The organism is Nonomuraea insulae, assembly GCF_042656245.1.
In genome coordinates this window covers 58,649-83,236 of record NZ_JBHSPA010000010.1, presented here as the reverse complement: position 1 = coordinate 83,236, position 24,588 = coordinate 58,649, and the positions used below count along the sequence as shown (strand labels likewise).

21 protein-coding genes are annotated in these 24,588 nt (G+C 71.4%); 6 read left to right on the top strand and 15 right to left on the bottom strand.

Annotation, left to right across the window (positions count from 1 at the left end; genetic code table 11):
* Positions 1-13: 13 nt before the first annotated feature.
* Positions 14-931 (top strand): shikimate dehydrogenase family protein, encoded by a 918-nt coding sequence (locus ACFPZ3_RS07185; RefSeq protein ID WP_379513159.1) that lies wholly within the window; start codon positions 14-16, stop codon positions 929-931.
* 37 nt (positions 932-968) lie between these two features.
* Positions 969-1,874 carry a phosphotriesterase family protein gene (locus ACFPZ3_RS07180; RefSeq protein WP_379513158.1) on the top strand — a complete coding sequence of 302 codons (906 nt, stop codon included), beginning with the start codon at positions 969-971 and terminating at the stop codon, positions 1,872-1,874.
* 31 nt (positions 1,875-1,905) lie between these two features.
* Here the strand turns inward: ACFPZ3_RS07180 and ACFPZ3_RS07175 are convergent, their stop codons facing one another.
* From ACFPZ3_RS07175 to ACFPZ3_RS07165, 3 genes are read right to left on the bottom strand one after another with little or no spacing between them, the layout of a single operon-like run.
* A complete protein-coding gene (locus ACFPZ3_RS07175; protein ID WP_379513157.1) occupies positions 1,906-2,703 on the bottom strand; it encodes a DeoR/GlpR family DNA-binding transcription regulator in 798 nt (265 codons plus the stop codon).
* A 51-nt stretch (positions 2,704-2,754) separates the two neighbouring features.
* The gene (locus tag ACFPZ3_RS07170; RefSeq protein ID WP_379513156.1) at positions 2,755-4,110 is read right to left on the bottom strand and encodes a GntT/GntP/DsdX family permease; all 1,356 of its coding nucleotides are present in this window, start codon (positions 4,108-4,110) and stop codon (positions 2,755-2,757) included.
* Entirely contained in the window at positions 4,107-5,279 is a 1,173-nt protein-coding gene (locus tag ACFPZ3_RS07165) for a homoserine dehydrogenase (protein WP_379513155.1), read from the bottom strand. The genes ACFPZ3_RS07170 and ACFPZ3_RS07165 overlap by 4 nt, the downstream gene beginning before the upstream one ends.
* Positions 5,280-5,610: 331 nt before the next feature.
* Between ACFPZ3_RS07165 and otnK the strand changes: the two genes are divergently transcribed.
* A complete protein-coding gene (otnK, locus tag ACFPZ3_RS07160) occupies positions 5,611-6,858 on the top strand; it encodes a 3-oxo-tetronate kinase (RefSeq protein WP_379513154.1) in 1,248 nt (415 codons plus the stop codon).
* Positions 6,855-7,484 (top strand): class II aldolase/adducin family protein, encoded by a 630-nt coding sequence (locus tag ACFPZ3_RS07155; protein WP_379513153.1) that lies wholly within the window; start codon positions 6,855-6,857, stop codon positions 7,482-7,484. The genes otnK and ACFPZ3_RS07155 overlap by 4 nt, the downstream gene beginning before the upstream one ends.
* A gap of 21 nt (positions 7,485-7,505) precedes the next feature.
* Here the strand turns inward: ACFPZ3_RS07155 and ACFPZ3_RS07150 are convergent, their stop codons facing one another.
* From ACFPZ3_RS07150 to ACFPZ3_RS07100, 11 genes are all read right to left on the bottom strand, one after another.
* Entirely contained in the window at positions 7,506-9,590 is a 2,085-nt protein-coding gene (locus tag ACFPZ3_RS07150; RefSeq protein WP_379513152.1) for an iron ABC transporter permease, read from the bottom strand.
* Positions 9,587-10,582: an ABC transporter substrate-binding protein gene (locus ACFPZ3_RS07145; RefSeq protein WP_379513151.1), complete on the bottom strand. Its 996-nt coding sequence runs from the start codon at positions 10,580-10,582 to the stop codon at positions 9,587-9,589. Before ACFPZ3_RS07145 ends, ACFPZ3_RS07150 begins: the two co-directional genes overlap by 4 nt.
* Before the next feature lie 11 nt (positions 10,583-10,593).
* Complete coding sequence (locus tag ACFPZ3_RS07140; protein WP_379513150.1) at positions 10,594-11,412, bottom strand: ABC transporter ATP-binding protein; 819 nt, start codon at positions 11,410-11,412, stop codon at positions 10,594-10,596.
* Between the two features lie 62 nt (positions 11,413-11,474).
* A complete protein-coding gene (locus ACFPZ3_RS07135) occupies positions 11,475-12,185 on the bottom strand; it encodes a class I SAM-dependent methyltransferase (protein WP_379513149.1) in 711 nt (236 codons plus the stop codon).
* Positions 12,186-12,225: 40 nt separating this feature from the next.
* Positions 12,226-14,598 carry an SCO7613 C-terminal domain-containing membrane protein gene (locus ACFPZ3_RS07130; RefSeq protein ID WP_379513148.1) on the bottom strand — a complete coding sequence of 791 codons (2,373 nt, stop codon included), beginning with the start codon at positions 14,596-14,598 and terminating at the stop codon, positions 12,226-12,228.
* 205 nt (positions 14,599-14,803) lie between these two features.
* Positions 14,804-16,159 carry an ABC transporter substrate-binding protein gene (locus ACFPZ3_RS07125; protein ID WP_379513147.1) on the bottom strand — a complete coding sequence of 452 codons (1,356 nt, stop codon included), beginning with the start codon at positions 16,157-16,159 and terminating at the stop codon, positions 14,804-14,806.
* The gene (locus ACFPZ3_RS07120; RefSeq protein ID WP_379513146.1) at positions 16,159-17,100 is read right to left on the bottom strand and encodes a carbohydrate ABC transporter permease; all 942 of its coding nucleotides are present in this window, start codon (positions 17,098-17,100) and stop codon (positions 16,159-16,161) included. Before ACFPZ3_RS07120 ends, ACFPZ3_RS07125 begins: the two co-directional genes overlap by 1 nt.
* 10 nt (positions 17,101-17,110) lie before the next feature.
* Entirely contained in the window at positions 17,111-18,022 is a 912-nt protein-coding gene (locus tag ACFPZ3_RS07115) for a carbohydrate ABC transporter permease (protein WP_379513145.1), read from the bottom strand.
* Positions 18,023-18,251: 229 nt separating this feature from the next.
* Complete coding sequence (locus tag ACFPZ3_RS07110; protein WP_379513144.1) at positions 18,252-19,568, bottom strand: family 43 glycosylhydrolase; 1,317 nt, start codon at positions 19,566-19,568, stop codon at positions 18,252-18,254.
* Positions 19,569-19,753: 185 nt separating this feature from the next.
* Positions 19,754-20,950 carry a cytochrome P450 gene (locus ACFPZ3_RS07105; protein WP_379513143.1) on the bottom strand — a complete coding sequence of 399 codons (1,197 nt, stop codon included), beginning with the start codon at positions 20,948-20,950 and terminating at the stop codon, positions 19,754-19,756.
* 188 nt (positions 20,951-21,138) lie between these two features.
* Entirely contained in the window at positions 21,139-21,471 is a 333-nt protein-coding gene (locus tag ACFPZ3_RS07100) for a cupin domain-containing protein (RefSeq protein WP_379513142.1), read from the bottom strand.
* Between the two features lie 70 nt (positions 21,472-21,541).
* Between ACFPZ3_RS07100 and ACFPZ3_RS07095 the strand changes: the two genes are divergently transcribed.
* Positions 21,542-22,543 (top strand): GlxA family transcriptional regulator, encoded by a 1,002-nt coding sequence (locus tag ACFPZ3_RS07095; RefSeq protein ID WP_379513141.1) that lies wholly within the window; start codon positions 21,542-21,544, stop codon positions 22,541-22,543.
* Between the two features lie 29 nt (positions 22,544-22,572).
* Here ACFPZ3_RS07095 and ACFPZ3_RS07090 read toward each other — a convergent pair whose 3' ends face one another.
* A complete protein-coding gene (locus tag ACFPZ3_RS07090) occupies positions 22,573-23,550 on the bottom strand; it encodes a zinc-binding dehydrogenase (protein WP_379513215.1) in 978 nt (325 codons plus the stop codon).
* 212 nt (positions 23,551-23,762) lie between these two features.
* Here ACFPZ3_RS07090 and ACFPZ3_RS07085 point away from each other — a divergent pair, with 212 nt between their 5' ends.
* On the top strand, positions 23,763-24,449 hold the full coding sequence (locus ACFPZ3_RS07085; RefSeq protein ID WP_379513140.1) for a helix-turn-helix transcriptional regulator: 687 nt from the start codon (positions 23,763-23,765) through the stop codon (positions 24,447-24,449).
* Positions 24,450-24,588 lie beyond the last annotated feature (139 nt).

The window sequence follows — 24,588 nt, the reverse complement described above, 5'->3', positions numbered from 1 at the left end:
CGGGAGTCGCGGCGTGAGCGCGCTCGGGTTCGTCGGCGTCGACACCGGTGGATCCTCGATCCAGCAGATCTTCCCGCGCTGGGCGCACGCGCTGGGGCTGCCCGAGGACCGGCTGGTCGGCTACGACATTCCCCTCGGCGCTTCCGACGAGGAGTACGTCGCGGTCGTGGAGCGGATTCGTGACGACGACGGCGTCGCGGGCGCCCTGGTCACCACGCACAAGATCCGGATCTTCGAGGCGGCCGGGCACCTGTTCGGCTCCCTCGACCGGTTCGCGCGCGAGTGCGGCGAGGTGTCCTCGATCGCCAAGCACGACGGCAGGCTCATCGGGCACGCGCTCGACCCGCTGACGGCGCGGCTGTCGCTGGAGGAATTCGTCCCCGAGGGCCACTTCGGCAGGACCGGCGCGCAGGTCGTGTGCCTCGGCGCGGGCGGCGCCGGCACGGCGATCACCTGGTACCTGGCCGGGCGCCGTGACCGCCCCAAGCGGATCACGATCACCGACGCCGACCCGCGCCGGCTGGACCACGTACGCGAGGTGCACGAACGCGGCGGACTGCCCGCGGAGACGTTCTCCTACGTGGTGGCGGACGGGCCCGCCGACGACCTGGTCACCGCCGCGCCGCCGGGCAGCCTGATCGTGAACGCGACCGGCATGGGCAAGGACCGGCTGGGCTCGCCGCTCGGCGCGTCGGCGCGGCTGCCGGAGCGCGGGCTGATCTGGGAGCTCAACTATCGGGGGCCGCTGGAGTTCCTGGCCATCGCCCGCACACAGGAGGAACGGTCCGGGCTGACCGTGGTCGACGGCTGGCGTTACTTCATCCACGGCTGGACCCAGGTCATCGCCGAGGTCTTCGGCCTGGAGATGGGTCCCGCCCGGGTGGAACACCTCGCCCGGCTGGCCACCCCTCCCGGCGCGGCGAAGTCCTAGCGGTCAGGGGACGGGAGGCAACGCTGTGGAGGGAGCGGTGCGAACAGTGCTCGGGGACGTGCCGCCCGGGGAACTGGGCGCGGTGGACTGCCATGAGCATCTGTTCCAGGTCAGCCCGCTGCTGCCGGGAGAGGAACTGGACGATGAGGAACGCAGCGGGCAGGAGGCGGCACTGCTGCGTGCCGCGGGGATCGCCGCGATGATCGACGCGACGCCGATCGGGCTCGGCCGCGACCTGGCGGCGCTGGCGCGCGTCTCCGCGCGGACGGGGCTCGCCGTGATCGCCTCGACCGGCGTGCACCGCGAGGCGCACTACCCCGAAGGGCACTGGCTGCGCGAGCTGTCCGCGGAGCAGCTTTCGCGGCGGTTCGTACGCGAGCTCACCACGGGGCTCGCCGACGGGGCCGACGGTGCTCCGATCCGGGCCGGGCAGATCAAGACCGGCATCGGCTACTGGTCGATCTCGACGTTCGAGCGGCGGGTGCTCGAGGCGGCGGCGGTCGCGTACGGCGAGACGGGCGCGCCCATCATGGTCCACCTCGAGCACGGCAGCGCCGGGTTCGAGGTGCTCGCCGTGCTCGGCGCGGCGGGTGTGCCGGCGTCGCGGGTGACGCTCGCGCACATCGACCGCAACCCCGACCCCGGCCTGCACGCCGAGTTCGCCGCGGCCGGCGCGTACCTGGAGTACGACGGCATGGCACGGCACCGCGAGTGGCCCGACTCGATGCTCATCGACTGCCTGCTCGCCGCGGCCGGTCGCGGCGCGGCCTCGCGCCTGCTCCTCGGCGGCGACGTGGCCCGCCGCACCCGCTACGTCGCGTACGGCGGCATGCCCGGCCTCGCCTACCTGCCCGAGCGCTTCGTCCCCCGCCTCAGGGCGGCGGACCCGGACCTCGCTCACCAGATCCTGGTGGACAACCCTGCCCGCTACCTCACCTGGTGAGCGGGCCGATGACGAACCCGCGAGCCGGGCGTCACACAGCCGTCTTGGCCAGGTGGAGGTCGGTTCCTCCCGCGCGGATCCCCTCAGCGGCGGCCTCGGTGAGCGCGGTGTCGGTGATCACCGTGTCGAAGGCGGTCAGGGGCGCGATCCGGTACATCCCGAAGCTGCCGTACTTCGACGAGCCCGCCACCAGCACCGAGCGTGACGCCGACGTCATCGCCGCCTGCTTGACCTCCACCTTGAGCTCGGACGGGGTGGTGACGCCGCGGATGAGGTCCCATGAGCTGCTGCTGATGAACGCCAGGTCGAAGGCGAGCTGCCGGACGGTGGCGGCGGCCAGGCGGCCGACGCTGGAGCGGTTGTCCGGCTCGACCTGGCCGCCGGTGTGGATGACGGTCAGGTGCTTGGCCGCCTGGAGTTCCTCGACCGTGGTGAAGTCGTTGGTCACCACGGTCAGCTGCTCCCGCGTGACCAGGAAAGGCACCATCGACAGGATGGTCGTGCCGGCGTCGAGATAGACGACCATGCCGTCCTGTACGAGCTCGGCGGCGGTCCGGCCCATGGCCTGCTTCTCGGGCTGGTCGGTCAGCGACTTGTCCTGGAACGACGGCTCGGTGTGCACCTGGTGGGCGAGCCGCACACCCCCCGGCACGGAGAAGACCCGTCCCTGCCGCTCCAGCTCCGCGATGTCGCGCCGCACGGTCATGTGCGAGACGCCGAAGATCTGGGTGATCTGCTGGACGCTCAGCACGCCCTCGCGGCGCAGTCGCTTGAGCAGCTGTTCGCGGCGCTGGTCCGGGATGAGCGGCGGCTCCTGCGGGGCGGTCATCGCGCGTTTTCCCTCCTTTGGGCTCTATTTTGCATGATCCTGACGTACGACTCAGTCGATCACGGTGCTCAGCAGCAGGATCCCGCCCAGGCTCAGGAGGGACTGCAGCGACAACATGAGGGTCCATGTCCGGAACGTCTGTGCGACGGTGAGCTGGAAGTACTCCTTGAACAGCCAGAACCCCGAGTCGTTGACATGCGAGAGCATGACGGCGCCCGACGCGGTCGCCAGCACCAGGAGCTCCGGGGACAGCCCGGTGTACGCGCCCACCAGCGGGGCCACGATGCCGGCGGCGGCCGTGGTCGCCACGGTCGCCGAGCCCAGGCAGATGCGCAGCAGTGCGGCGATGGACCAGGCGAGCAGCAGCGGCGAGATCGACCAGTCGACGGCGTAGCGGGAGATGAGGTCGTCGACACCGGTCGCCGAGAGCATCTCCTTGAGGCCGCCGCCCGCTCCGAGGATCAGCAGGATGCCGCCGACCGGGCCCAGCCCCTTGGCCGCCATCTTCTGCAACTGGCCGCGCTCGAACCCGGTCCGCACCCCGAGGGCGAAGAACGCGAAGATCACAGCGGCGAACAGGGACAGGACCGGGTCGTCGCAGGCCTCGAAGAGGGTGTACTGCCAGGTGCCCTCGGCGGTCGCGGCGGTGCCGAGGGTGCCGGTGAGCATCACGGCGGCGGGGAGCAGCACGGAGATGAGGGCCAGGGTGAGAGAGACAGGGCGGCGGGTGTCGGGGGATGCCGTGCCGTCGTCGGGGACCGGTCCCTTGTCGAGGTCGGGCGCGGGCCCGAACCTGTCCTTGAGCACCCTGGTCAGCACGGGGCCGGTGAGCACCAGTACGGGGATCGCGACGATGAGCCCGTACAGGATGGTCAGTCCGGTGCTCGCGCCGTACGCGGACACCGCCAGCGTCGGCGCGGGGTGCGGTGGGAGCAGGCCATGGGAGATGTACAGCCCCGCCGCCATGGGCAGACCGACGAACAGCAGGTGTGACCCGGCGCGTTTGGCGACGGTGTAGACCAGCGGCGCGAACATGATGAAGCTGACGTCGAACAGGTGGGGCATCCCGATGAGCAGCGCCGCGGCCGCGACCGCGGCCGGGACCCATCGGGTCGGGCGTGCGCCGATGAAGGCGTTGGCGATCCGGTCGGCGCCGCCGGTGCCGATCAGGATTCCGCCGAGGACGACGCCCAGGCCGATCACGGGCCCGGTGCGCTCCAGCGCGCCGCCGAAGCCGGTCTCGAAGTGCTCGATCGCCTTGGCCGGCGCGATGCCGTTGGCCAGGCCGAGCCCGATGGCCGCCAGGCCGAGAGCGAGGAAGGGATGCAGCTTGAACCTGGTGATCAGCAGGATGAGGACGACGATCGCGGCCCCGGCGAGCAGCAGGTGCTGAAGGTCCGCGCTCATGAACGTCCTTCGTTCCAGGCGGCGAGCAGATCGGCGTCGTGGCCTTCCAGGTCGTCCACGACGATCAGCTCTCCGGCCTCGACCGGACGCCGCAGGCGGGCGTGCGCGGCCAGGTAGAACGGCGCCACGTCAGGTGGCGTGTCCTGCTCGCGCAGCAGCACGGCCCGGACGCCTTCGATCTCGTGATGGTGGCCGCCCATCGACAGGACGGTGCCGGCGGGCAGGTGCCGCTTCGCCCGCCCGGCCAGCGCGGCGCATCCGCGTGGGGCGGTGCCGCCGGACGGCCGTCCGTGCAGGACGGCGGAGAGCAGCGTCATCGGGGTCTCGACGCCCATGAGGTGGTAGGGCAGGTAGATCGCCGCGTAGCGGCCGTCGCGGCTGACGACGTGGCCCTTTCCCGCCAGGGTCCGCCAGCTCTCCGCGTCACCCGTACGGACGACGACGAACACGCCCCCGGCGAACGACGCCTCGCCCGGCAGGCGCAGCGCGGTGAAGACGTCGACCGAGCCGGGACGGCCCAGCACTCCCCCGTCCTGCTGGAGCGCGTACACGTCCGCGAGTTCGGCGATGCGGGCGACCGGGTAGTGCAGGCGCTCCACGTCGGGCTGGAACCCGGTGTTGGTCGCCACCACCGCCATCTCGCAGTAGTCGGCGGCCGGGCCGCCGGGCAGGTCCGCGACCGCCTCCGCGCGGGCGCGCAGGGTGGAGCGCACGTCGTCTCCGAGGGTCAGCAGGTCCGCCAGCGCCGGCGCCGCGACGGTGGTGTCGAGCTGGGTGGCGATCCCCGTGGCCGGATCGAAGACCAGGTCGTACTCCGTCGACTTGCCGACGGCGACGATGTCGAGCCCGAGCGTCTCGGCCCAGGTGACCAGGCCGATGAGGTTGGCGGGCTGGTCACCGTCGGCGGTGGTGTAGACGACGTCCCGCTCGGCGGCGAGCCGGGCCAGGTGCAGGCCCGCGACCGAGTCGACCTCCTTGCTGACCATCGCGACGTGGCGGCCCGACGACAGGGCGGCCCTGGCCATGGCGTACCCGTCCGACGGGCTGCCGGTCGCCTCCACCAGGATGTCCCAGTCGGCCGCGCCGAGCAGGTTCGCGTCCGTGACCAGGGCGATCCCCTCCGCCTGCGACACCTCGCCGGCATCCCGGCAGATTCGCAGGGTCGGCATCGGCGTACCCGAGGTCGAGACACATCGCGCGCAGCCGGTCGACCTCGACGTCGCACAGCACGGCAGGAACGAGCCGGGGCATGGCCAGCGTCTGCGCGAGCAGGGTGCGGGCGAATCCGCCCGCGGCTCCTGACAGCGCGTATCTGACCCTGCGATCGCCGGTGTCGGCGAACAGGTGGTGGAGATTCATGGGGGCTCCTTGGCGGGACTCGGAAAAGTCCGCTCACAAGCAGTGGTGGGGTTCACAGAAAATAGTCACAGATTCACATTTCAGTCAAGTAATGTAACGTAAGTTCACATCATCGCCATCTTTCATGTGACCGGAGAGCAGATGCCGTACCTAGGGGCCGTCGCCGATGACTTCACGGGAGCGACGGATCTCGCGACGATGCTGGTCGCCCGCGGGTTCCGCACCGTGGTGGCCGTCGGGCCGCACGGTCTGGAGGACATGCCGGAGGAGGAGGCCGACGCCGTGGTCGTGGCGCTGAAGTCGCGCACGGCGCCCGTCGCGGACGCCGTGCGCGACTCGCTGGCGGCGCTGGAGGCGTTGCGCGCAGCGGGGTGCGAGCGCTTCTACTTCAAGTACTGCTCGACGTTCGACTCCACGGCGGAAGGCAACATCGGTCCGGTGGCCGACGCCCTTCTCGACGCGCTCGGCGAGACCCGCACGGTGGTGGTGCCCTCCTTCCCCGCGGCCGGGCGTACCGTCTACCGCACCAGGCTGTTCGTCCACGACGATCTGCTCGACGAGAGCCCCATGCGCGACCATCCGCTGACCCCGATGCGGGACTCGCATCTCGGCCGCCTGCTGGCCCCGCAGACCCGGCGACGGGTGCACTCCATCGGTCACGACACCGTACGAGCCGGCGCCGCGGAGATCCGTACGGCTCTGGGGGCCCCTGCGGCGGAGAACGCGCTGACCGTCGTCGACGCCACTACGGACGCCGACCTGCGCGCCATCGCGGAGGCCACCGCCGGCCTACGGCTGGTGACCGGCGCGGCCGGTCTGGCACTCGGCCTCACCGGCCCGCATCCCGGCTCCGCCCGGGCTCTCCCCCATCCCGCCGACCGCCGCTTCGGCGTGGTGCTGTCCGGCAGCGCCTCGGCGGCGACCCGCGCGCAGGTCGCCCACGCCCGCCTGACGCTTCCCCATCGGCGCCTCGACACGGCCGCGCTGCGCCACGACTTCCACGCGACCGTCGCCGGCCTGATCGGCTTCGCCACGGCGAACTGGCGCGAGAACCCCGACCGGCCGCCGCTGATCTACTCGGTCGGTCCCGGCGACGACCTGGGCCAGGAGCCGGAGCTGGTGGAACGCGCGCTCGCGCACTGCGCGGCCGCCCTGGTGGCGGCCGGGGCCCACCATCTGCTCGTGGCCGGCGGTGAGACGTCGGGGGCCGTGGTGACGGCGCTGGGCGCTCGCACCCTGCGCATCGGCGCCGAGATCAGCTCCGGCGTGACCTGGTCACGTACGCGGGCGCGGGTGAACGAGCGTTCGCTGCCGATCAACCTCGCCCTCAAATCCGGCAACTTCGGGGAGACCGACATCTTCACCACCGCATGGGACAGGCTGTCATGAGCACGGAACTGGTGGAAGTCGGCGCCCGTCTGGCCGCGCTCGGCCTGAGTCCGGGCTCGTCGGGAAACCTCAGCGTCCGCGACGGCGACCGGCTGCTCATCACGCCCACCGGCGCCGACCTCGCCTCCCTGGACCCCGAGCGCCTGTCGGTCCTGGACGAATGCGGCCTGCACGTCGCCGGGCCAGCGCCGTCGAAGGAGTTCCCCCTGCACCTCGCGCTCTACCGGCGCGACCCGGCCGCCAAGGCGGTCGTCCACCTGCACTCACGCAACGCCACCGCCGCCGCGTGCCTGCCACCGTGGTCGGGGCGCAGCGCGGTCCCGCCGCTGACGCCGTACTTCCTCATGCGCGTCGGCCAGATGCCGCTGATCCGGTACGCCGCTCCTGGAGACGCCGCTCAGGCCGCGGAGCTGGAACGGCTCGACTTCCCGTTCCGGGCCGCGCTCCTGCAGAACCACGGCCCGATCGTGGCGGGCTCGTCGATACGCGCGGCGGCGGACGCGGCCGTCGAGGTCGAGGAGGTCTGCGCGCTGCTCCTGCTGCTCGGCGACCGCGAAGCCCGGCTCCTGACCGCCGCCGAGATCCGCGATCTCACCGGCAAGTACGGCACGCCTTGGGATCTGTGACCGTATGCCGCTCCTGTTCGATCAGGCGCGGGCGCGCCACAGCAGGTAGACGAAGTACGGCGTGCCGATCAGCGCCGTCACCAGCCCCGCGGGCACCTGCGCCGGCGCGATCACGGTACGGCCGAGGGTGTCGGCGAGGCTGACCAGCAGCCCGCCGAGCAGCGCGGCCACCGGTAGCACCCGGGCATGGTGCGCCCCGACCAGGGCGCGAGCGGCGTGCGGAGCCACCAGCCCCACGAAGCCGACGACCCCGACAGCCGAAACCGCCGTGGAGGTGAGCAGCACGGCGCCGGCGAGCGCGCCCAGCCGTACCGGCTCCAGGGGCACGCCCAGGATGCGCGGGGTGTCCTCGTCCAGGGACAGCAGGTCGAGGTCCCTGCGCAGCCAGACCAGCAGCGGGACCACGACCACCAGCGCCAGCGCGACCGGGATGAGCTGCTCAGGGACGCGGCCGTAGGTGGAGCCGGACAGCCAGGTCAGGGCCTTGGCCGTGTTCCACGGGTCGGACAGCACGATGATCAGAACGGTGATGGCCGTGCAGGCGGCCTGCACGGCGACCCCGATCAGGACCAGGCGGTCCGAGCTCAGCCCGCCCCGCCAGGCCAGCCCGTACACCAGGGCGAACGCGACCAGCGCGCCCAGGCCCGCGGTCGCGGACATCGTCCAGATCCCGGCCATCGGCACCAGGGTGAGCAGGGCGACCGCGCCGACGCCCGCGCCGGTGGTGACGCCGAGCACGCCCGGCTCGGCCAGCGGGTTGCGGCACACGGCCTGCACGGCGGCGCCCCCCACGGCCAGCGCCGCGCCGGCCAGCACGGCGGCGAGCACCCTTGGCCAGCGCTGATCCAGGACGAAGGTCAGCGCCCGCCCGCTGCGGCCCTGCAGCCAGTTGACCACGTCACCGGTGAGCAGCCACCGGTCGCCGCCCAGCAGGCCCAGCACCAGCGCGCCCGCCAGCAGGGCGGCGCAGAGGGCGGCCACGACCAGAAAGGCGTTACGGGAACGGGCCGCGCCCGTGCGCACGGCGGGCGGCCTGCGGGTCGGGCCGGCGTCGCGGTAGCGGCGCGCCAGCCAGATCATCACCGCCGCGCCGACCACGGTGGTCACCACGCCCGGCGGCACCTCCACCCCGGCCTGGGCGCCGAGCACGGCCCGCAGCACGATGTCGGAGCCCAGCACGATCAGCACGCCGGCCAGCCCGGACAGGGGCAGCAGCACGCGATGCCGGTGCAGCTCGGGGATGGACTTGGGCAGCAGCCGCACGACCACCGGGGCGCACAGCCCGACGAACCCGATCGGCCCCGCGATCGTCACCGCGGCCGCGGCCAGCAGCACGGCCAGCAGCGTCAGCCACAGGCGCAGCCGCCGCACGTTCAGGCCGAGCACCGTGGCGGTGTCGTCGCCGAGGCCGAGGATGTCCATCCGGGGCCCGGCCACGACGGCGGCGACCAGCGCCACCGCGATCAGCGGGCCGAGCTGGTTGACGGCGGCCAGGTCGCTCTGCACGAGCGAGCCGCTGCCCCAGGCGAAGAGCCCGGTGGTCTCCTGCTGGAAGAGGATCATGACGAGGTTCGTCAGCGAGCTCAGCGCCAGCGACGTGGCCGTGCCGGCCAGGATCAGCCGGGTCGTGCCGGTGCGCCCGCCGGCCGACAGCGCCAGCACCAGCGCGGCGGCGGCCAGCCCGCCGATCAGCGCCAGTCCGCCCGACACCGCCACGGGCAGCGCCAGCCCGAACGCGGCCGCCGCGACGACCGCCAGGTACGCGCCCGAGCTGACGGCCAGTGTGTCCGGCGAGGCCATGGCGTTGCGGGCGACCGCCTGCAGCAGCGCGCCCGCGACCCCGAGCGCGACGCCCACGCAGAGGCCGGCCAGCAGCCGCGGCAGCCGGGAGGCCAGCAGCACGCGGGCGGTCTCCTCGGCGTTGCCGGAGTCGCCGCCGAACGGCAGCGCCAGCAGGTCGAGCGCGCCGATCGACGAGGTTCCCTGTGTCACGTGCACGGCCGCCACCAGGACGACGGCGGCCAGCGCGAGGAGGAGGATCCCGGCGGTGCCCAGCCGCCGCAGCGGTGCGGCCGGCGGCGCCGGGGTCAGGACGTCCGTGCTCAACCCGTGAACGCCTTCACCAGCGCGTCGGCGTACTGCTGGCACGACAGGGGCCCGCCAAAGGTCCAGATGCCGTTCGGCAGCTTGATGACCTGCTGCTTGTCCACGAACGGCAGCGCCTTCCAGATGGCGTTGTCCGCCAGGCCGTCGGTGAAGACGTCCTCGCCGTCGGAGGCGTTGTAGAAGAAGCGGATGTCGGAGTCCTTGAGCACGCTGAGGCCTTCGACGTCGGTGGTGCCCAGGCCCCAGTCGCCGTCCACCTTGCCGGTCCAGGCGTTCTTCAGCCCGAGTTGCCCGGCCACCTCGGAGACCAGCGCGCCCTTGCCGAAGAGACGGACACTGATCGTGCTGCCCTCCTTCCATCCGTCCGCCATGACGAACGGCTTGCCCGCGGCGCCCGCGGCGGCGATCTTGGCCTTGCCGTCGGCCATCGCCGCGTCGAAGCCGCCCAGCAGCTTGGCGGCGGCGTCGGTCCTGCCCACGGCCGTGGCGATCATGTTGACGTCGTCGCGCATGCGCTTGAGGTTGTCGCTCGCGTCGCTGCCCTTGGCCACCAGCACCGGCACGAACTTCTCCAGCTGCGCGGCCAGTTCCTCGTCGTCGGACTCCATGACGACCAGGTCGGGCTGCAGGGCGCTGATGGAGTCGACGCTGGGCTCCTGCCTGGTGCCGACGTCCTTGACGGAGGAGTCGAGCTTGGCGGCGGTGTCCCAGGTGGCGTAGCCCTTCACGTCGGCCGCGCCCACCGGCATGACGCCGAGGCCGGCCAGCATCTCGGTCTCGCCCCACTCCAGGCTGACCACCCTGGTCGCCGGGCGGTCGAGCGTGACCTGCTTGCCGCGGGCGTCGGTCACGGTCACGGGGGCGGCGCTGGCCGAGGCGGCGCCGCTGGACGCGGGCGCCTGCTCGGTTACGGGGGCCTCGGTGGTGCCGCAGGCGGCCAGGGCGACGATGGCGGCGAGGGCTGTCAGGGGGGCCGTCAGGGCACTGCGCATGGTGGTTCCTGTCATGTCGTTGCGTGGAGGATCTTGCTGTGGCGGCCGATCGGCCGGGTGGTCACGGTGCCCGTCCCGGGGTCGCGGATGACCTCGATGCGGATGCCGTAGGTGTCGCTGAGCAGGTCCTCGGTCAGCACCTGCGCGGGCGGCCCGTCCGCGCGCACCCGGCCCCGGTGCAGCAGCACGACGTGGTCGGCGACCTCGGCGGCCTGGTTGAGGTCGTGCAGGACCACGCCGACCGCCACCCCGTGCTCCTGGGCCAGGTCACGGATCAGGTCGAGCAGCTCCACCTGGTAGCGCAGGTCGAGGAACGTGGTGGGCTCGTCCAGCAGGAGGACGCCGGTGTCCTGGGCCAGGCAGGTGGCCAGCCAGACGCGCTGCAGCTCGCCTCCGGACAGCTCGTCCACCGGCCGTTCGGCCATCGGCGTCAGGCCGGTCAGCTCCATCGCCCGTTCGACGGCGGCGGCGCCCTCGTGATCCGTGGCCCGCCAGCGCCGCCGGTAGGGGTGGCGTCCGTACCCGACGACGTCGCGCACCCGCACGCCGCCCGGTGTCGGGCGGCTCTGCGCCAGCAGCGTCACCCGCTGGGCGAAGTCGCGCGCGGACAGGTCCAGCGCGCTGGCGCCGTCACCCAGCGTGACGGTGCCGCTGTCGGGGCGGTGCAGCCTGGCCAGCGCGCGCAGCAGCGTGGACTTGCCGCTGCCGTTCGGGCCCACAAGGGCGGTCACGTGGCCCGGCCGCAGCACGATGCGGCCCTCCTCGACCACGGTGATGCCGTGGTAGCTGAGGTTGAGCTCCGCGCCGCGGAGAGAGATCTCCTCGGTCATGGAGCAAAGGTTAGGCTAACCTTGCTTAAGACGCCACGCCGGGTCCGCGCGAACCTGTGCGGCTAAGTTCTCCGCGCGAGGACGAGCCGGCACCGCGGGCTGCCGTCGTCGCGCCGGCCCAGGGCCGTCAAGGGGACTGTCGTCACGCTGAATCCGGCCGCTGTCAGGTCGGCGAGGACCGCGTGCAGCGGGCAGGTGCGGTAGTACATGACGAAGGGGGGACGCCACACGGCGTTGCGCACCCGCATGGCCAGGTCGAATCCGAGCAGCGCCCAGTAGGGGCGCGACCCGATGGGCGGAGGTGCGCCGATCGGGAAGGCGAAGACCCCGTCAGGCCGTAATGCGCGGTGCACCCCGGCGAAGAGCGCGGGCCGTTCGGCGGGCAGGAAGTGTCCGAGCGCGCCGAAGCTGACCGCGAGGTCGAAATCCTCGGCGAAGGGCAGGGCCCGGACGTCGGCCTGCAACCACTCGGCGTCCGGGTGCGCCCGGCGCGCCCGCGCGAGCATGCCGGTGCTGAAGTCGACGCCCGTGTTCCGTCCTTGGCACAGGGGCTTGAGGATCCGCATGCCCGCGCCGGTGCCGCAGCACACGTCCAGTCCCCGCCCGAACGGGCCGAGCGGACGCAGGGCGTCGGCGGTGGCGTCGAGAACGCTGTCGGGGATGCGAAAAGGCGTGTGGTCGAACTTCGGGGCCAGCAGGTCGTAGCCGCGCTCGACCGAGGACATCGCCTGGACCACCAGTTCACGCAGCGACGGACCTTGGGGCGAGAACATCAGCCCAGGGTAGCTCCCCGGACGGCGTGGGCGGCCGGGGTCAGCCCATCGCCGTCAGGCTGTCACGCCACCGGCGCAGGTCTCGCATGCGGGCCTCATACGTCGCCCCGACCACCACGAGCAGCAGCCCGCCCACGGCGATCGGCACCCAGCGCGGCACCATGACCAGCATCTCCGACACGTACGGGCCCAGTTCCCGCACCGCGACCCCGGCGACCACGACGGCTCCGATCACCGTGGGCGCCTGGAGCCGGAACCGGGCTCCGGCGATCAGCGCCGCCAGCGCCAGCACGCCGAGCGCCAGCGACCGCCGCCATTCCGTGTCCGAGTAGACCGCCAGCAGGCTGGGCAGCATGGTGAAGGAGAGACCCGCGCCGTAGGCCGGCCAGGAAGAAACCGGTGCGGCGCGCCGCCGCCACCAGCCGAATCCCAGCAGGACCAGCGAGCACGGCACCGTGTACGCCTCGACCACGGTGACCTCGTCCGCCCCGAGTCGCAGCCACGAGGCCAGCAACAGCAGGGTGACGCCGGTGTACCTGAGACCGTGCACGCCACCGCGGCCGGCCGGGCCCGCCCACAGCGACAGGAGCAGCACCAGCACCCCGGCCACGGCGAATCCGACGCTCGCCGCGACCAGGACGCGCAGGCCCAGCGAGAGCCCTGCCGCCACCGCCTCCAGCCCGAGGAACAGCGCGGCGAAGCCCAGTCCCCAGATCCGGAGCTCCTTCTGCCTGGCCATCATCGCCAGGGCGGCGGCCACCGCCAGGATCGGCAGCACGATCAGCGTCGCGGGCTCGCTGCCGAACGCGTACGCCGCCGCCCGTACCGAGGCCGCACCGGCGAGGAGCGCGCATGCAGTCGCCCACCAGGGCGCCCTGCTCAGGGTGGCGGCCACCGCCAGTGCGCCGGCCAGCACCGCCTGCACCGCCACCGCGGAGGGGTAGGGCATCGCGAAGGCTTGGGGGGCGAGCGTGACCATGAGCGCCATGGACACCAGCGCGCCGGACGCCGCCGCCTTCACCAGCTGCCCGCCGGGACCGCGCACGACCGCCGCCTTCCCCGGCAACCCGCCGGGACCGCGTGCGGCCGCCGCCTTCCCCGGCCGACCACCGGGGCCGCGCGCGGCCGCCGCCAGCAGACCGGCCGCCACGGCGCCCAGCACCACCACATCCGCCGGCGACACCATTTCGAACGGCTGCCACTGCCGTCCGTTCCACGTGCCCGTCCTGAGCACGTCCAGCCAGGCGAGCGGCGCCGCCAGGCCGGCCAGGAGCCGGGGCACCAGCGTCAGCGTGGTCAGCAGCGCCACCAGCCAGCCGGTGGCCAGGCCCGCCAGCCGTACTTTCTGCCAGGGCAGCCAGGTGGCGGCGAGCGCCACCACGAGTGCGGGGACCAGGTAGGCCAGCGGACGCCAGTCCGTGCCCGGGCCGTCCAGCGCCGGTTGCGCCAGCGCGGCCGGCACGGCGATCAGCGTGAGCGCGGTTCCGACGACGGCCCTGGAGGCCCAGATCTCCCCCTCAGCCTTGCCAGGCCCGGCCAGCAGCCAGGTCACGAACCCGCCGAGCAGAGCCAGCGCGACCAGCGGCACCGACCTGACCAGGGCCTGATCGATGGACGCGGACCCCAGCGCGTACAGCGCGCCGCCCAGCAGGGCGAGGGTCGCGACCGCGCTGCCGGCCAGGGCGGCCGTCACCCTCACCGCTCCCCTGCCGTAACGGACCAGGGCGACGTCCAGCGCCGCCGTGGCCACCAGCGCAGCCACCAGCCAGGTTGCCGGCACGTCGCCGGTCAGCAGCGGCATGACCGGCTGCGCCAGCACCACGGCGACCGGAGCGGGCCCGCGAAGCCGGGTGAGCCTGGCATAGGCCACCAGGAAGAGCGCGGTGAGCCCGGACACCCCCGCCAGGTAGTCCAGCACGTCGAGGGTGTCGACCCCGAGGAATCCCGCCTGCCTGGCCGCGTAGCCGTCGAGCAGCAGCAGCGCGACCGCGAAGCCGGCCACGGTCTCGGCCGTCGCGGTGAGCCCGCGCCGGACCAGCACGACCGGCGCCAGCAGAATCAGCACGGTGAACGCGGCCAGCACGGCCGCGCGCCCGCCGATGCCCAGTTGCCCCCAGCTCACCACGGTGAACACCACCGCCGCCACCGTCAGCAGCAGGCCGCCGAGGATGAGCAGGACGTTCTTCGCGGCGTCCGGGGAGACCTCCCGTGCCGGGGCGCCGGGGTGCGAGGGCGGCGCGGCCGCGGGCTCCTGATCCGCCGGGCCGGCGCGCAGGACACCGAGCAGTTCCCCGCGGCGGGCCTGCAGCCGCGCCTGCTGATCCTTCAGCCCGGCGAGAGCTTCGTCCACCTGCCAGAGCTCGTGCGCGGCGGGTCCCCGCAGCGGCAGCGCACAACTCGGACAGCTGGACACGGGCTCCTGGGGCCCGGTTCCAGCTAACATCGCCCCGCAGTCCGGACATTTCATATGTTCCATGCACCGATTCCGTTCCGAGCCTGTCGAGACGTTCACCGCGGACGCTGTCACCCCGAGGCGGCAGTCGGCCACTTTGCCACGCGTCAGCGCACCCCGACACCCGGATGCCGATCTCAGCGAGTGGCGCTCGTCAGGACCCGGCTCAGCCGGCCACCTCGAAAAGCTCGTTGAGCTGCTGGTTGAGGCCGGTGAGCGAGGTGGCCGGAGACTCGCCGAGGAAGATCGCGTCCAAGGCGGGCCGCATCAGCGCGGTGACGTCGGCCGCGTTCGAGGTCACCGGCAGAGGGAACGTGGTGCGGTTCCTGATGTGGTCGGTGAAGGCCGACACGTCCAGCTTCCGCTCGTTCCTGTTGTACTGGATGGCCAGTTCGGTGCCCGCGGGCCGGGCCGGGAAGACCACACCCGACTGGCCGATGATGTTCTGGCACTGCTCCCCTGACATGAACTTCACCCACTTCGCGGCGTTCTCCGGCTGCTTGGACAACGTCGTGATGGAGTCGGCCAGGCCGTTGAACATGGAGGCCCGCTTCCCGGTCGGGCCGATCGGGGTGGGTGCGACGCCGATGTCCAGCTTCTTGCCGCCGGCGTCGGTGAGCTTGGTGAAGGAGGAGATCGTCCACGAGCCGGCGAGGCCCATCGCGGCGATGCCGGACTGGATCTGCTTGTCAGAGGTGATCGGGTTGTTGCCGCCGATCGCGGCGAAGCTCGCCATGTAGCCCTTCCGCACCAGGCCGAAGTACCAGCTCAGGGTGTCCTGCACGACCGGTTCGTTCAGCTTGAAGCGGGTGCCCCAGGGGTTTTTGTCGATGGCCTGCCAGCCGGCGCTGCCGGTGAAGGCCGACCACTGCGTCTGCCCCCAGTTGTCGCCGCCTGCGCCGTTGGCCGCCAGCCCGTACGTCTTGACCCTGGTCCTGTCGAAGCCGGGCTCGTCGCCGCGGACGCCGTTCTGGTCGATGGTCAGGTGCGCGACCGTCTTCTCGAAGGTGCCGCCGTCGCGCGGGTTCCAGGTCAGCTCGCCCAGCGTGGCCGGGTCGATGCCGGCGGACCTGAGCGCGGCGGTGTCGTAGAACATCGCGATGGTGTCCCAGTCCTTCGGGGAGCCGTAGCGTTTGCCGTCCTTGCCCTTCCACAGCTCGGCCAGGCCCTCCTGGTAGTCGGAGTCCTCGATGTCGCTGGTGGGGGCGAGGCCGTCGAGCGGGCGCAGCACCTGAAGGTCGACGAACTGGGGGAATTTCGACAGCTGGTCGGTGAAGACGTCGGGGGCGGTGTCGGCGATGAAGCTGGCGGTCAGCTTGGACCAGTAGTCGTCCCAGCCGTACTGGGAGATGTGGATGCGCAGGCCGGGGTTCTGCCGCTGGAAGGCGTCCGCGCACTTCTGGTAGCCGGGCTGCTGGGCGGAGTCCCAGAGCCAGTATTCGATGGTGCCGGCGGCGCCGCCGCTCCCGCCGCCGCAGGCGGTGGTCAGCAGGAGCGCGGCCAGGAGGATTCGTCTGTGCATCACTTGATCCCGCTGAAGCCGATGGAGTTGACGATGCGGCGGGCGAAGACGAAGAACAGCAGCAGGATCGGCAGCGCCGCCACCAGCGTGGCCGCCATCAGGCCCGCCCAGTCGGGGCCGGCCTGCGGCTTCTGCGACTTGAACACGCCGAGGGCGACGGTGAGCACACGCGACTTGTCGGTGTAGCTGACCATCAGCGGCCAGAAATACTCGTTCCAGGAGGTGATGTAGGTCAGGATCGACAGCGTGGAGATCGGCGCCGCCGAGATCGGCAGGATGAGCCGGAAGAAGATCCGCGTCTTCGAGGCGCCCTCGACCAGCGCGGCCTCCTCGACCTCGCGCGAGATGCCGAGGAAGAACTGGCGCAGGAAGAACACCGCGAACGGCGTCATCAGCATGGTGGGCAGCGCGATGCCGAGCACGGTGTCCACCAGCCCGAGCTGCTTGATGAGCACGAAGTTCGGCAGCAGCGTGAAGACCGCGGGGATCATCAGGCCGGCCAGGAAGACGGCGAAGACCCTCTCGCGGTGCCGCCAGCGCAGCCGGGCGAAGGCGTAGGCGGCCATCGCGGAGAAGAACACCTGCCCGGCGGTGACCATCGTCGCGACCAGCACCGAGTTGAGCAGGTAGCGCCAGAACGCGATCGGCTGTCCCGCGCCGCCGGCGTCGATGGCCTCCTGGCCGGTCTGCACGCCGAAGACGCGCTCGAAGCCGCCCCACGAGAACCGCACGGGCAGCAGGCTGTCGCCGCCCGCGTAGAGCGCGTTGTTGTCGGACAGCGCGGTACGCAGGACCCAGTAGAACGGGAACACGCTGGCGGCGATCACCAGGCCCATGAACACCCAGGCGAGCACGCGGCCGATGCCGATCCGGGGCTTCGGCGGCGGCTCCGGTCCTGCGGCGTGGGCGTCGCTCGCGGCGGGCGCCGTAACGGTGGCCATGTCACCCTCCTCAGGCCAGGTCTGAGGTGCCGGCCCGGGTGAGCCGGTACTGCACGAACGTGATGATCACCAGGACGATCAGCAGCGCCACGGACATCGCCGAGGCGTAGCCGAACTGGAAGCGGGTGAACGCGGCCTCGTAGATGTAGTACTGCAGCACCCTGGAGGAGTCGACCGGCCCGCCTCTGGTCGCGATCGCGACGGTGTCGAACACCTGGAACGAGCCCACCACGCTGATGATCAGCACCACGGCCATGACGGGCCGCAGCAGCGGCAGCGTGATGCTGCGGAACATGCGCAGCTCGCTCGCGCCGTCCATGCGGCCGGCCTCGTAGAAGGTCTCGGGGATCGTCTGCAGGCCGGCGAAGATCAGCAGCGCGGTGTAGCCGACGTGCCGCCAGACGTTGATGAGCGCGATGGTCGGGATGACCCAGGCGGAGTCGGCCAGGAAGCCGATCCGGTCCACGCCGATCAGCTCCAGCACCTTGTTGCCGATGCCGAGCTGGTAGTCGAGGATCCACAGGAAGACCAGCGCCGCGACCACGTTCGAGACCAGGTACGGCGTCAGCACCATGCCGCGCAGCCAGGTCTTGCGCGTCAGCCGCTGCATCATCACCGCGATGACCAGCGCCAGGGCCGTCTGGACGGCGATGTTGACGACCACGTAGTACACGGTCACGCCCAGCGCGTTCCAGAACACCGGGTCTTCCACCATGCGCACGTAGTTGTCGAGCCCGGTCCAGCGGGCGGGGGTGAGCAGGTTGAACTTGGTGAAGCTCAGGTAGATGCCCCGCAGCGTCGGCCAGAGCAGGAAGACCAGGAAGCCGATCAGCGCGGGAAGGATGAACAGGAGCGCCAGCCTTGTGTCGTCTCGCGCACGGCTGGCGGTCCCGTTTCCCGGCGGCCTGATGGAGGTGGCCATGGTGTCTCCTTCGCCGGTCACCGTAGGGCCTGTGACGGGCGGTCCACCCGTCCTGCGCGTTCGACCGATTCTCCGGGCTTACCGCGAAGTGCCAAATGTTAAGCGCGAGTCTCTTTCGCATTACACCGCATGTCAAGACCGCATTACTCCCGGCGTACGACGCCGGCGCCGAGGTGACCTCGCGGGGCGTCGCCGAACAGACGGGTGCCTGCCCGACGACGCCGTCCGATCAGGCGAGTTCGACGTAGTCGAGTTCGGCCCAGCGGGTTTGGTGCTGGAAACGCAGGACGTTCCAGCCGGCGTTCAGGGTGAGGCCGATCGGCACCTGGGTCCAGTTGTCCCAGCCGCGGTTGGGGTAGTTGAGCGTGGACCGCGTGCCGCCGTTCACCGTCACCAGGTGCTGGGCGTCGCCGAAACCGGCGGCGTAGGCCACGTACGCGGTGTACGCCCCGGCGACCGGCGCGTACACGCGGACGTCGACCCAGCTGTCGGCGTAGTCGATCTTGGCGGCCACGGCGCCCTGTGACGCGCCCGCCGCGCCCGAGCGGACCTCGGCGTGGTTGAGCGTGCCCCGCTCGGCCTCGTAGCGGACCCGGCTGCCGCGCACGACCGGGAGGTCGTCGGCCCAGCCCAGCTCGGCGGTGTACATCCAGCGCGCGTTGTTCACCCAGCCGTGGAAGAAGGCGCGGTTGCCGAGCACGTCGGTGCCGCCGGGGCCCTGCACAGCGCCGTCGAAGGTGGCCGTCGTCATCAGCGGCCGGTAGGCCTTGGCGTAGGAGCCGGTCAGCGACGGGGACGTGGCGTAGCCGGTGAAGTAGCTGTTGCCCGCGTACGAGCCGGCCGAGTAGAACAGCACGTACCGGGAAGGCCGCTTGACCAGCACCGGCGCCTCGATCACGCCGGCCTCCTCCGGCCGATCGTTGCGGATGAGCTCGCGCCGGCCGCCCGCGAACGTGACACCGTCCGCGCCCACCTGCTGCAACCACAGGATCGTGGGCCTGCCGACCGCGTTGCCGTCGTTCTTGTAGACCAGGTACCGGGTGCCGTCGCCGTCCACGAAGCTGGACGGGTCGATGTCGCCGCCCTCGCTCGCGTCGCAGACCAGCGGCGCGCTGCCGACCGGCTGGAACGGGCCGAGCGGGCCGGTCGCGGTCGCGGCGCCGATGCACATGCGGCCGGCTGCGGTGCTCGGGCCGGTGAAGTACATCAGGTAGCGGCCGTCGGCGCGGCGCGAGACGTCGGGGGCCCAGAAGCCGCCGCTGCCGGCCCAGGACGGCTTGTCGGGCAGGGCGTCGCCGCGGACGGTCCACGGGCCCGTGGCCGACGGGGCGCTGGCGACCTGGATGCGACCGGCCCGGCTGCTGGTCGAGTAGGCGTAGAAGGTGGAGCCGGCCTGGAGGACGTCCGGGTCGGGAAAGTCGGCGTTGATGAGGGCCGGTGGGGCCACGGCGGCTCCTGCGGGGTCGGCCGTGGCCGTGCCGGCTGCTGCGGGCAGCCAGGCCACGACGGTGGTCAGTACCAGGGCGAGACGGCCTAACAGCCGCATTGGACCTCCTCTGATCGTCCGTAATCATGGGTATAGGCCATCCCGGCGCGGCGGGGAAGAGGTGGTTTGCGAAACTTGTCAGATCTTCGTCGGAGATGCGGTCAGGGCGAGAGAAGGGCGCGGGCGATCGGGAGGCGGTGGCGGCGAGCTCGACTCCGCGAAGGTCCACGAAGGTCCGCGGGGGTTCACTCCCAGGTGACCGGCAGGCTGCGCACGCCGTAGATCTGGATGGGGTCGCGCAGCGGCACCTCCTGCGCCGGTACGGCGAGCCGCAGCGACGGGAAGCGGGCCGGCAACGCCGGGAAGGCGACGCGCATCTCGACACGGGCGAGCTGCTGCCCGAGGCACTGGTGGATGCCGTGCCCGAAGGCCAGGTGCCCGGCGGCCGAGCGGCGGACGTCCAGCACGTCGGGGCCGGAGAACTTGGCCGGGTCCCGGTTGGCGGCGTTGACCGCGATGATGACGGTGTCGCCGGCCTTGAGCGGCGCGCCGCCCAGCTCGACGTCCTCCAGCACACCGCGCATGCCGGTGGTGGCGATGGACAGGTAGCGCAGCAGTTCCTCGACCGCGCCGTCGGCCAGGCTCGGGTCGTCGCGCAGGGCGGCGAGCTGCGAGGGGTTGCGCAGCAGCGCGAAGGTCCCGAGGCTCAGCATGTTGGCCGTGGTGTCCAGGCCCGCGGCGAGCAGGAAGGCGGCCACGCCACCGAGCTCGTCCTCGGTCATGTCGGTCGCGGTCAGGTCGCTGAGCAGGTCGTCGGTGGGGTTGGCGCGCTTGGCGCGGGCGAGGTCGCGCAGGTACTCGCCGAGCCGGGTGAAGGCCACGAGCTGGGCTTCCGCGTCGTCGTCGCTGGAGAGGGACTGGGTGAAGCCCATGAAGTCCGCGCGCTCGTCGTACGGCACGCCGAGCAGCTCACAGATCGTCTGCGCCGGCACGGGGTGGGCGAAGACCTGGACCAGGTCGGCCGGCGGCCCCAGCTTGTCCATCTCATCGAGCTGGGTCCTGGTGATCTCGGTGACCCGCTCGGTGAGCTGGTTCATCCTGCGGACGGTGAACTTGCCGATCAGCATCTTGCGGATGCGGGTGTGCTCGGGCGCGTCCATGCCGGTCAGGTCGCCGATCGGCGCGGGCGGCAGCTGCGCGCCCATGAGCGGGTGGTACTGCGTCTCGTAGCGTGCGCTGAAGCGTGGGTCGGCGAAGATCTGGCGGACCAGCTCGTAGCCGGTGACCAGCCAGACGCCCGGTGCGCCCTCGGGCGCGGCCAAGCGGGCGATCGGCAGCTCGGCGCGCAGCGCGGTGAGATCCGGGGAGGGGTCGAAGGGGCAGCCGGCGGGGCGGTCGAAGGACGGCATGACCGGCTCATGTTCGCGATAGTACGTGTTCATCACATCCTGAAAGCTACGTTGCGTTCAACCAATCGTCAATCACCACTTGTGCGTAACAGCAGCTCGATGCCGATAAATCAGTGCAATGACGATGTGTGCAAATGCAACTCCGCGTTGCAATGGGGTGCGGGCGAACGCAATGATGGCGATCGAGGCAGGGCGCGACCGGCTACCCTCCTCAAGGGCCTCTAGCCTTCCGGGTAGAAGAGGAACAGCGTGCAGCCCGTCGTCGTCTGCGGAACGTGCGAGGAGCCTGCGGCGGCGTGGATGAAGGAGCCGGCCGGGTAGTCCCGGTCGCCGTCGTTGAAGACGCCGGAGACTACGAAGACCTCCTCGGGACCCGGGTCGTGGACGTCGACCCCCTGCCAGCATGAGTTCGCGTCCATCTCCAGCACATAGGCCTTCGCGCCATTGCCCCCGCTCCACAGCGGGCGCAGCCGGATGCCGGGGAAGACGTCGTGAACCGGGGCGTCCTGGACGGCGGACCACACATAGGCAGGGGTGTTCTGTTCTGTCGTCATGAGGCCAGCCTGGCGCTCTGCCGCAGCCCCGCCGAGTGTCAGGAAAGACATCATGCGGTACTTTCCTGCCATGCATCGCGTAGTGGCACTTATCCGCCCACCGCAATCGACCTTCGAGCTCGCCTGCGCGGCCCAGGTGTTCGGGATCGAGCGGCCAGGACTTCCGACGCGATACACCTTCAGCGTGTGCACGGAGCGCCCAGGCCCGGTCGCGACGCACGCCGGATACGACATGCTCGTGACCGACGGGCTCGACGCACTCGACCGGGCGGACACGGTGGTCGTCCCGGGCTGGCTGCCCACCGCGGAGCCGCCCTCACCCGCGGTCGTCCGGGCACTGCGGCGCGCGCACTCCGGCGGAGCGCGCGTGGTCAGCATCTGCACCGGCGCGTTCGCGCTGGCGCACGCGGGCCTGCTGGACGGACGACGGGCGACCACCCACTGGGCGCTGGCGACCGAGTTCGCCGCACGTTTCCCGCACGTCCGGCTCGACCAGGATGTGCTGTACGTGGACCACGGTGACGTGGCCACCAGCGCCGGCGCCGGGGCCGGCTTCGACCTGTGCATGCACCTGGTCCGCGGCGACCATGGAGCCCAGTATGCCGCGCACATCGCACGGACCATGGTCATGCCGCCCCACCGCGAGGGCGGGCAGTTGCAGTACTCGGCGCCGCCACACCCCGCGCAGATCGACGGCACGCTCGCGCCGTTGCTGGAGTGGATCACCGGGCGGCTCGGTGAACCGGTGGGCATTGAGAGCATGGCCGCGCACGCGGGCGTCTCAGCGCGTACCCTCGCCCGGCGGTTCGCCGATCAGCTCGGCACCAGCCCAGGGCAGTGGCTGCTCACCCAGCGGATCACCACGGCCCGGGACCTGCTGGAGTCCTCCGACCTCCCGTTGGACGCCATCGCCCGCCGTGTCGGCCTCTCCTCGGCCACCAACCTCCGCAGGCGCTTCCTCAGCACCCTGGGCACCACGCCCGGCGCCTACCGCCGGGCGTTCCTGGCGGTCCGAGGCCCCATCCCCGCCGGCGGCGTCGACGTGGCCAGGCAGGTACCGGAGCGGCGGTGACGCACCGAAGCCCGACCATCGCCGGGTGGCTAGGGCACCACGACGACCTTCCCGGTGGCTTGGTCGTTGTCCATGTAGCGGTGGGCCGCAACGATGTCGTCCAGGCCGAAGACACGGTCGATGTTGGGTCGATAGACGCCGGCCTCGACCTCGCGGACGATCCGCCGCAACACGGTCGTGCCCGCGCCGCCCTTGGCGTCGTCGCTGTGGAAGGCCGTGAGCTTGGTCCCGGACGGGATCATCGCCACCGGCTGGAAGTCCGGGATCGACCACCCACTGAGCGAGCCCGTTACACACACCGTCCCGCCCCGGCGGACCAGGCTCAGCGAGTCCACCGTCGAGCTCGCCCCGACGAGCTCCAGAACGTAGTCCGGGCCCTCGGGCCAGAGCGCGCGCACGCCCGCCGCCAGCGATCCACCGGCGTCGACGAGTACGTGGTCGGCGCCGGCCGCGGCCAGCGCGTCGACCTTGCCCTGCCGCCGAGTCGTGGCCGCGATCTCGACACCGTAGCCGGACGCGATCGACACCGCCGCCATCCCCACCGACGAGGTCCCGCCACGGATCAGCAACCGCCCATGACCACCCGGCACGACCCCCAACGCGTCCAGCGAGCCCTGCGCGGTCAAGTACGTCTCGGGCAGCGCGGCCAGGACGTCCCAGGGCAACGTGGTGGTGAGCGGCATCAGCAGCGAATTCGGCAACAACGCGTACTCCGCGTAGCCGCCGTCGAACTCCCGGCCCATCTCACCCATCACCGCCGCGACGGTCGTCCCTTCCGGCAACGTGGGATCGGTCGAGGCCGCCACGACTCCCACACATTCGATCCCGAGCACACGCGGGAACCTCACGTTCGGGGAATGCCCCTGACGGGTCCTCAGCTCCGAGCGGTTCAAGCCCGTGCCTTTCACCCGCACCAGGCTCCAGCCCTCCCGGACCGCCGGCACCGGCAGCTCACGAATCTCGAGCACCTCCGGGCCACCCGCCTTGACACAGACCGCCGCTCGCATCGTCGTACTCATCTCACACCCGCTGAATTGCGCATGGGTCCACTGTCGCCAGAAGGCGGTGTGGCGGGCCACCGGTAGAATGCCAAGCTATGCCCATCGGCCGCCAAGTTCCCGAGCCCGGCCCGACATCACATCTGTGGCCGTCCGGAGGCGTACACCTGTGGCCGTCGGGGGGAACGAGCTCAGTGCAGTCCCATCCACGTGGACACCTGGTGTACGCGGCCCGCGGCGTCCTGTCGGTGCACACCGAACGTGGCACCTCGATCGTTCCAGCCAATCGAGTCGCATGGACCCCCGCTGGATTCACGCACTACCACCGCGCTCACGGCCACACCGATATGCGGATCCTCTTCCTGCCGCCATCCCTGGCCCGGCTCGCACCAGGCCGTCCTGCCGTGTTCATGGTCTCCGGCCTCGCCCGCGAAGTCCTGCTCACCCTCACGGGCCCGGACAACTACGACCCCGCCGCGCGCGACCATGACCGCGCCGCCCGCGCCCGCCTGCGCCGAGTCCTCGTCGACGAACTCCACGAGGCACACGAGCAGCGACTGCACCTGCCGGAACCACACGATGACCGGCTCCAGGCCATTGCCCGGATCCTGTACGAGCAGCCCGGCGACAACGCCCCGCTGGCCGAACTCGGGCAGAGAATCGGAGCGAGCGCCCGCACGCTCAGCCGGCTGTTCCACAACGAACTCGGCATGACCTTCTATCAGTGGCGCACACAACTACGCGTCTTTCACGCACTCGTCCTTCTCGCCGACGACCACGACACGACCTACGTCGCCCACGCCTGCGGATGGGCGAACCCCAGCGGTTTCATCGCAGCCTTCACCGACATCATCGGCACCACCCCCGGCCGCTACCGGACCAGTCACCAACACCGCACCACCCCATGACCTGACTCTCACCTGCGGTCTTTCGTGAATTTCGCGGCGCGGCCCCGCGTCACCGGGTGGCGAAATGAAAGTTTCACGATGCATTGACACTGGGAAAGCGCTTTCCTACGGTGACGGCGCGGGGAAGAACGCACCCGGC

Excerpts from the sequence above, each read along its gene's own strand:
- ACFPZ3_RS07105 (WP_379513143.1), bottom strand. The coding sequence starts at position 20,950 with ATGAACACGTACTATCGCGAACATGAGCCGGTCATGCCGTCCTTCGAC.
- ACFPZ3_RS07095 (WP_379513141.1), top strand. The coding sequence starts at position 21,542 with ATGCATCGCGTAGTGGCACTTATCCGCCCACCGCAATCGACCTTCGAG.
- ACFPZ3_RS07125 (WP_379513147.1), bottom strand. The coding sequence starts at position 16,159 with ATGCACAGACGAATCCTCCTGGCCGCGCTCCTGCTGACCACCGCCTGC.
- ACFPZ3_RS07115 (WP_379513145.1), bottom strand. The coding sequence starts at position 18,022 with ATGGCCACCTCCATCAGGCCGCCGGGAAACGGGACCGCCAGCCGTGCG.
- ACFPZ3_RS07165 (WP_379513155.1), bottom strand. The coding sequence starts at position 5,279 with ATGCCGACCCTGCGAATCTGCCGGGATGCCGGCGAGGTGTCGCAGGCG.
- ACFPZ3_RS07175 (WP_379513157.1), bottom strand. The coding sequence starts at position 2,703 with ATGACCGCCCCGCAGGAGCCGCCGCTCATCCCGGACCAGCGCCGCGAA.
- ACFPZ3_RS07140 (WP_379513150.1), bottom strand. The coding sequence starts at position 11,412 with ATGACCGAGGAGATCTCTCTCCGCGGCGCGGAGCTCAACCTCAGCTAC.
- ACFPZ3_RS07120 (WP_379513146.1), bottom strand. The coding sequence starts at position 17,100 with ATGGCCACCGTTACGGCGCCCGCCGCGAGCGACGCCCACGCCGCAGGA.
- ACFPZ3_RS07090 (WP_379513215.1), bottom strand. The coding sequence starts at position 23,550 with ATGCGAGCGGCGGTCTGTGTCAAGGCGGGTGGCCCGGAGGTGCTCGAG.
- ACFPZ3_RS07110 (WP_379513144.1), bottom strand. The coding sequence starts at position 19,568 with ATGCGGCTGTTAGGCCGTCTCGCCCTGGTACTGACCACCGTCGTGGCC.
- ACFPZ3_RS07100 (WP_379513142.1), bottom strand. The coding sequence starts at position 21,471 with ATGACGACAGAACAGAACACCCCTGCCTATGTGTGGTCCGCCGTCCAG.
- ACFPZ3_RS07135 (WP_379513149.1), bottom strand. The coding sequence starts at position 12,185 with ATGTTCTCGCCCCAAGGTCCGTCGCTGCGTGAACTGGTGGTCCAGGCG.
- ACFPZ3_RS07155 (WP_379513153.1), top strand. The coding sequence starts at position 6,855 with ATGAGCACGGAACTGGTGGAAGTCGGCGCCCGTCTGGCCGCGCTCGGC.
- ACFPZ3_RS07170 (WP_379513156.1), bottom strand. The coding sequence starts at position 4,110 with ATGAGCGCGGACCTTCAGCACCTGCTGCTCGCCGGGGCCGCGATCGTC.
- ACFPZ3_RS07145 (WP_379513151.1), bottom strand. The coding sequence starts at position 10,582 with ATGCGCAGTGCCCTGACGGCCCCCCTGACAGCCCTCGCCGCCATCGTC.
- otnK (WP_379513154.1), top strand. The coding sequence starts at position 5,611 with ATGCCGTACCTAGGGGCCGTCGCCGATGACTTCACGGGAGCGACGGAT.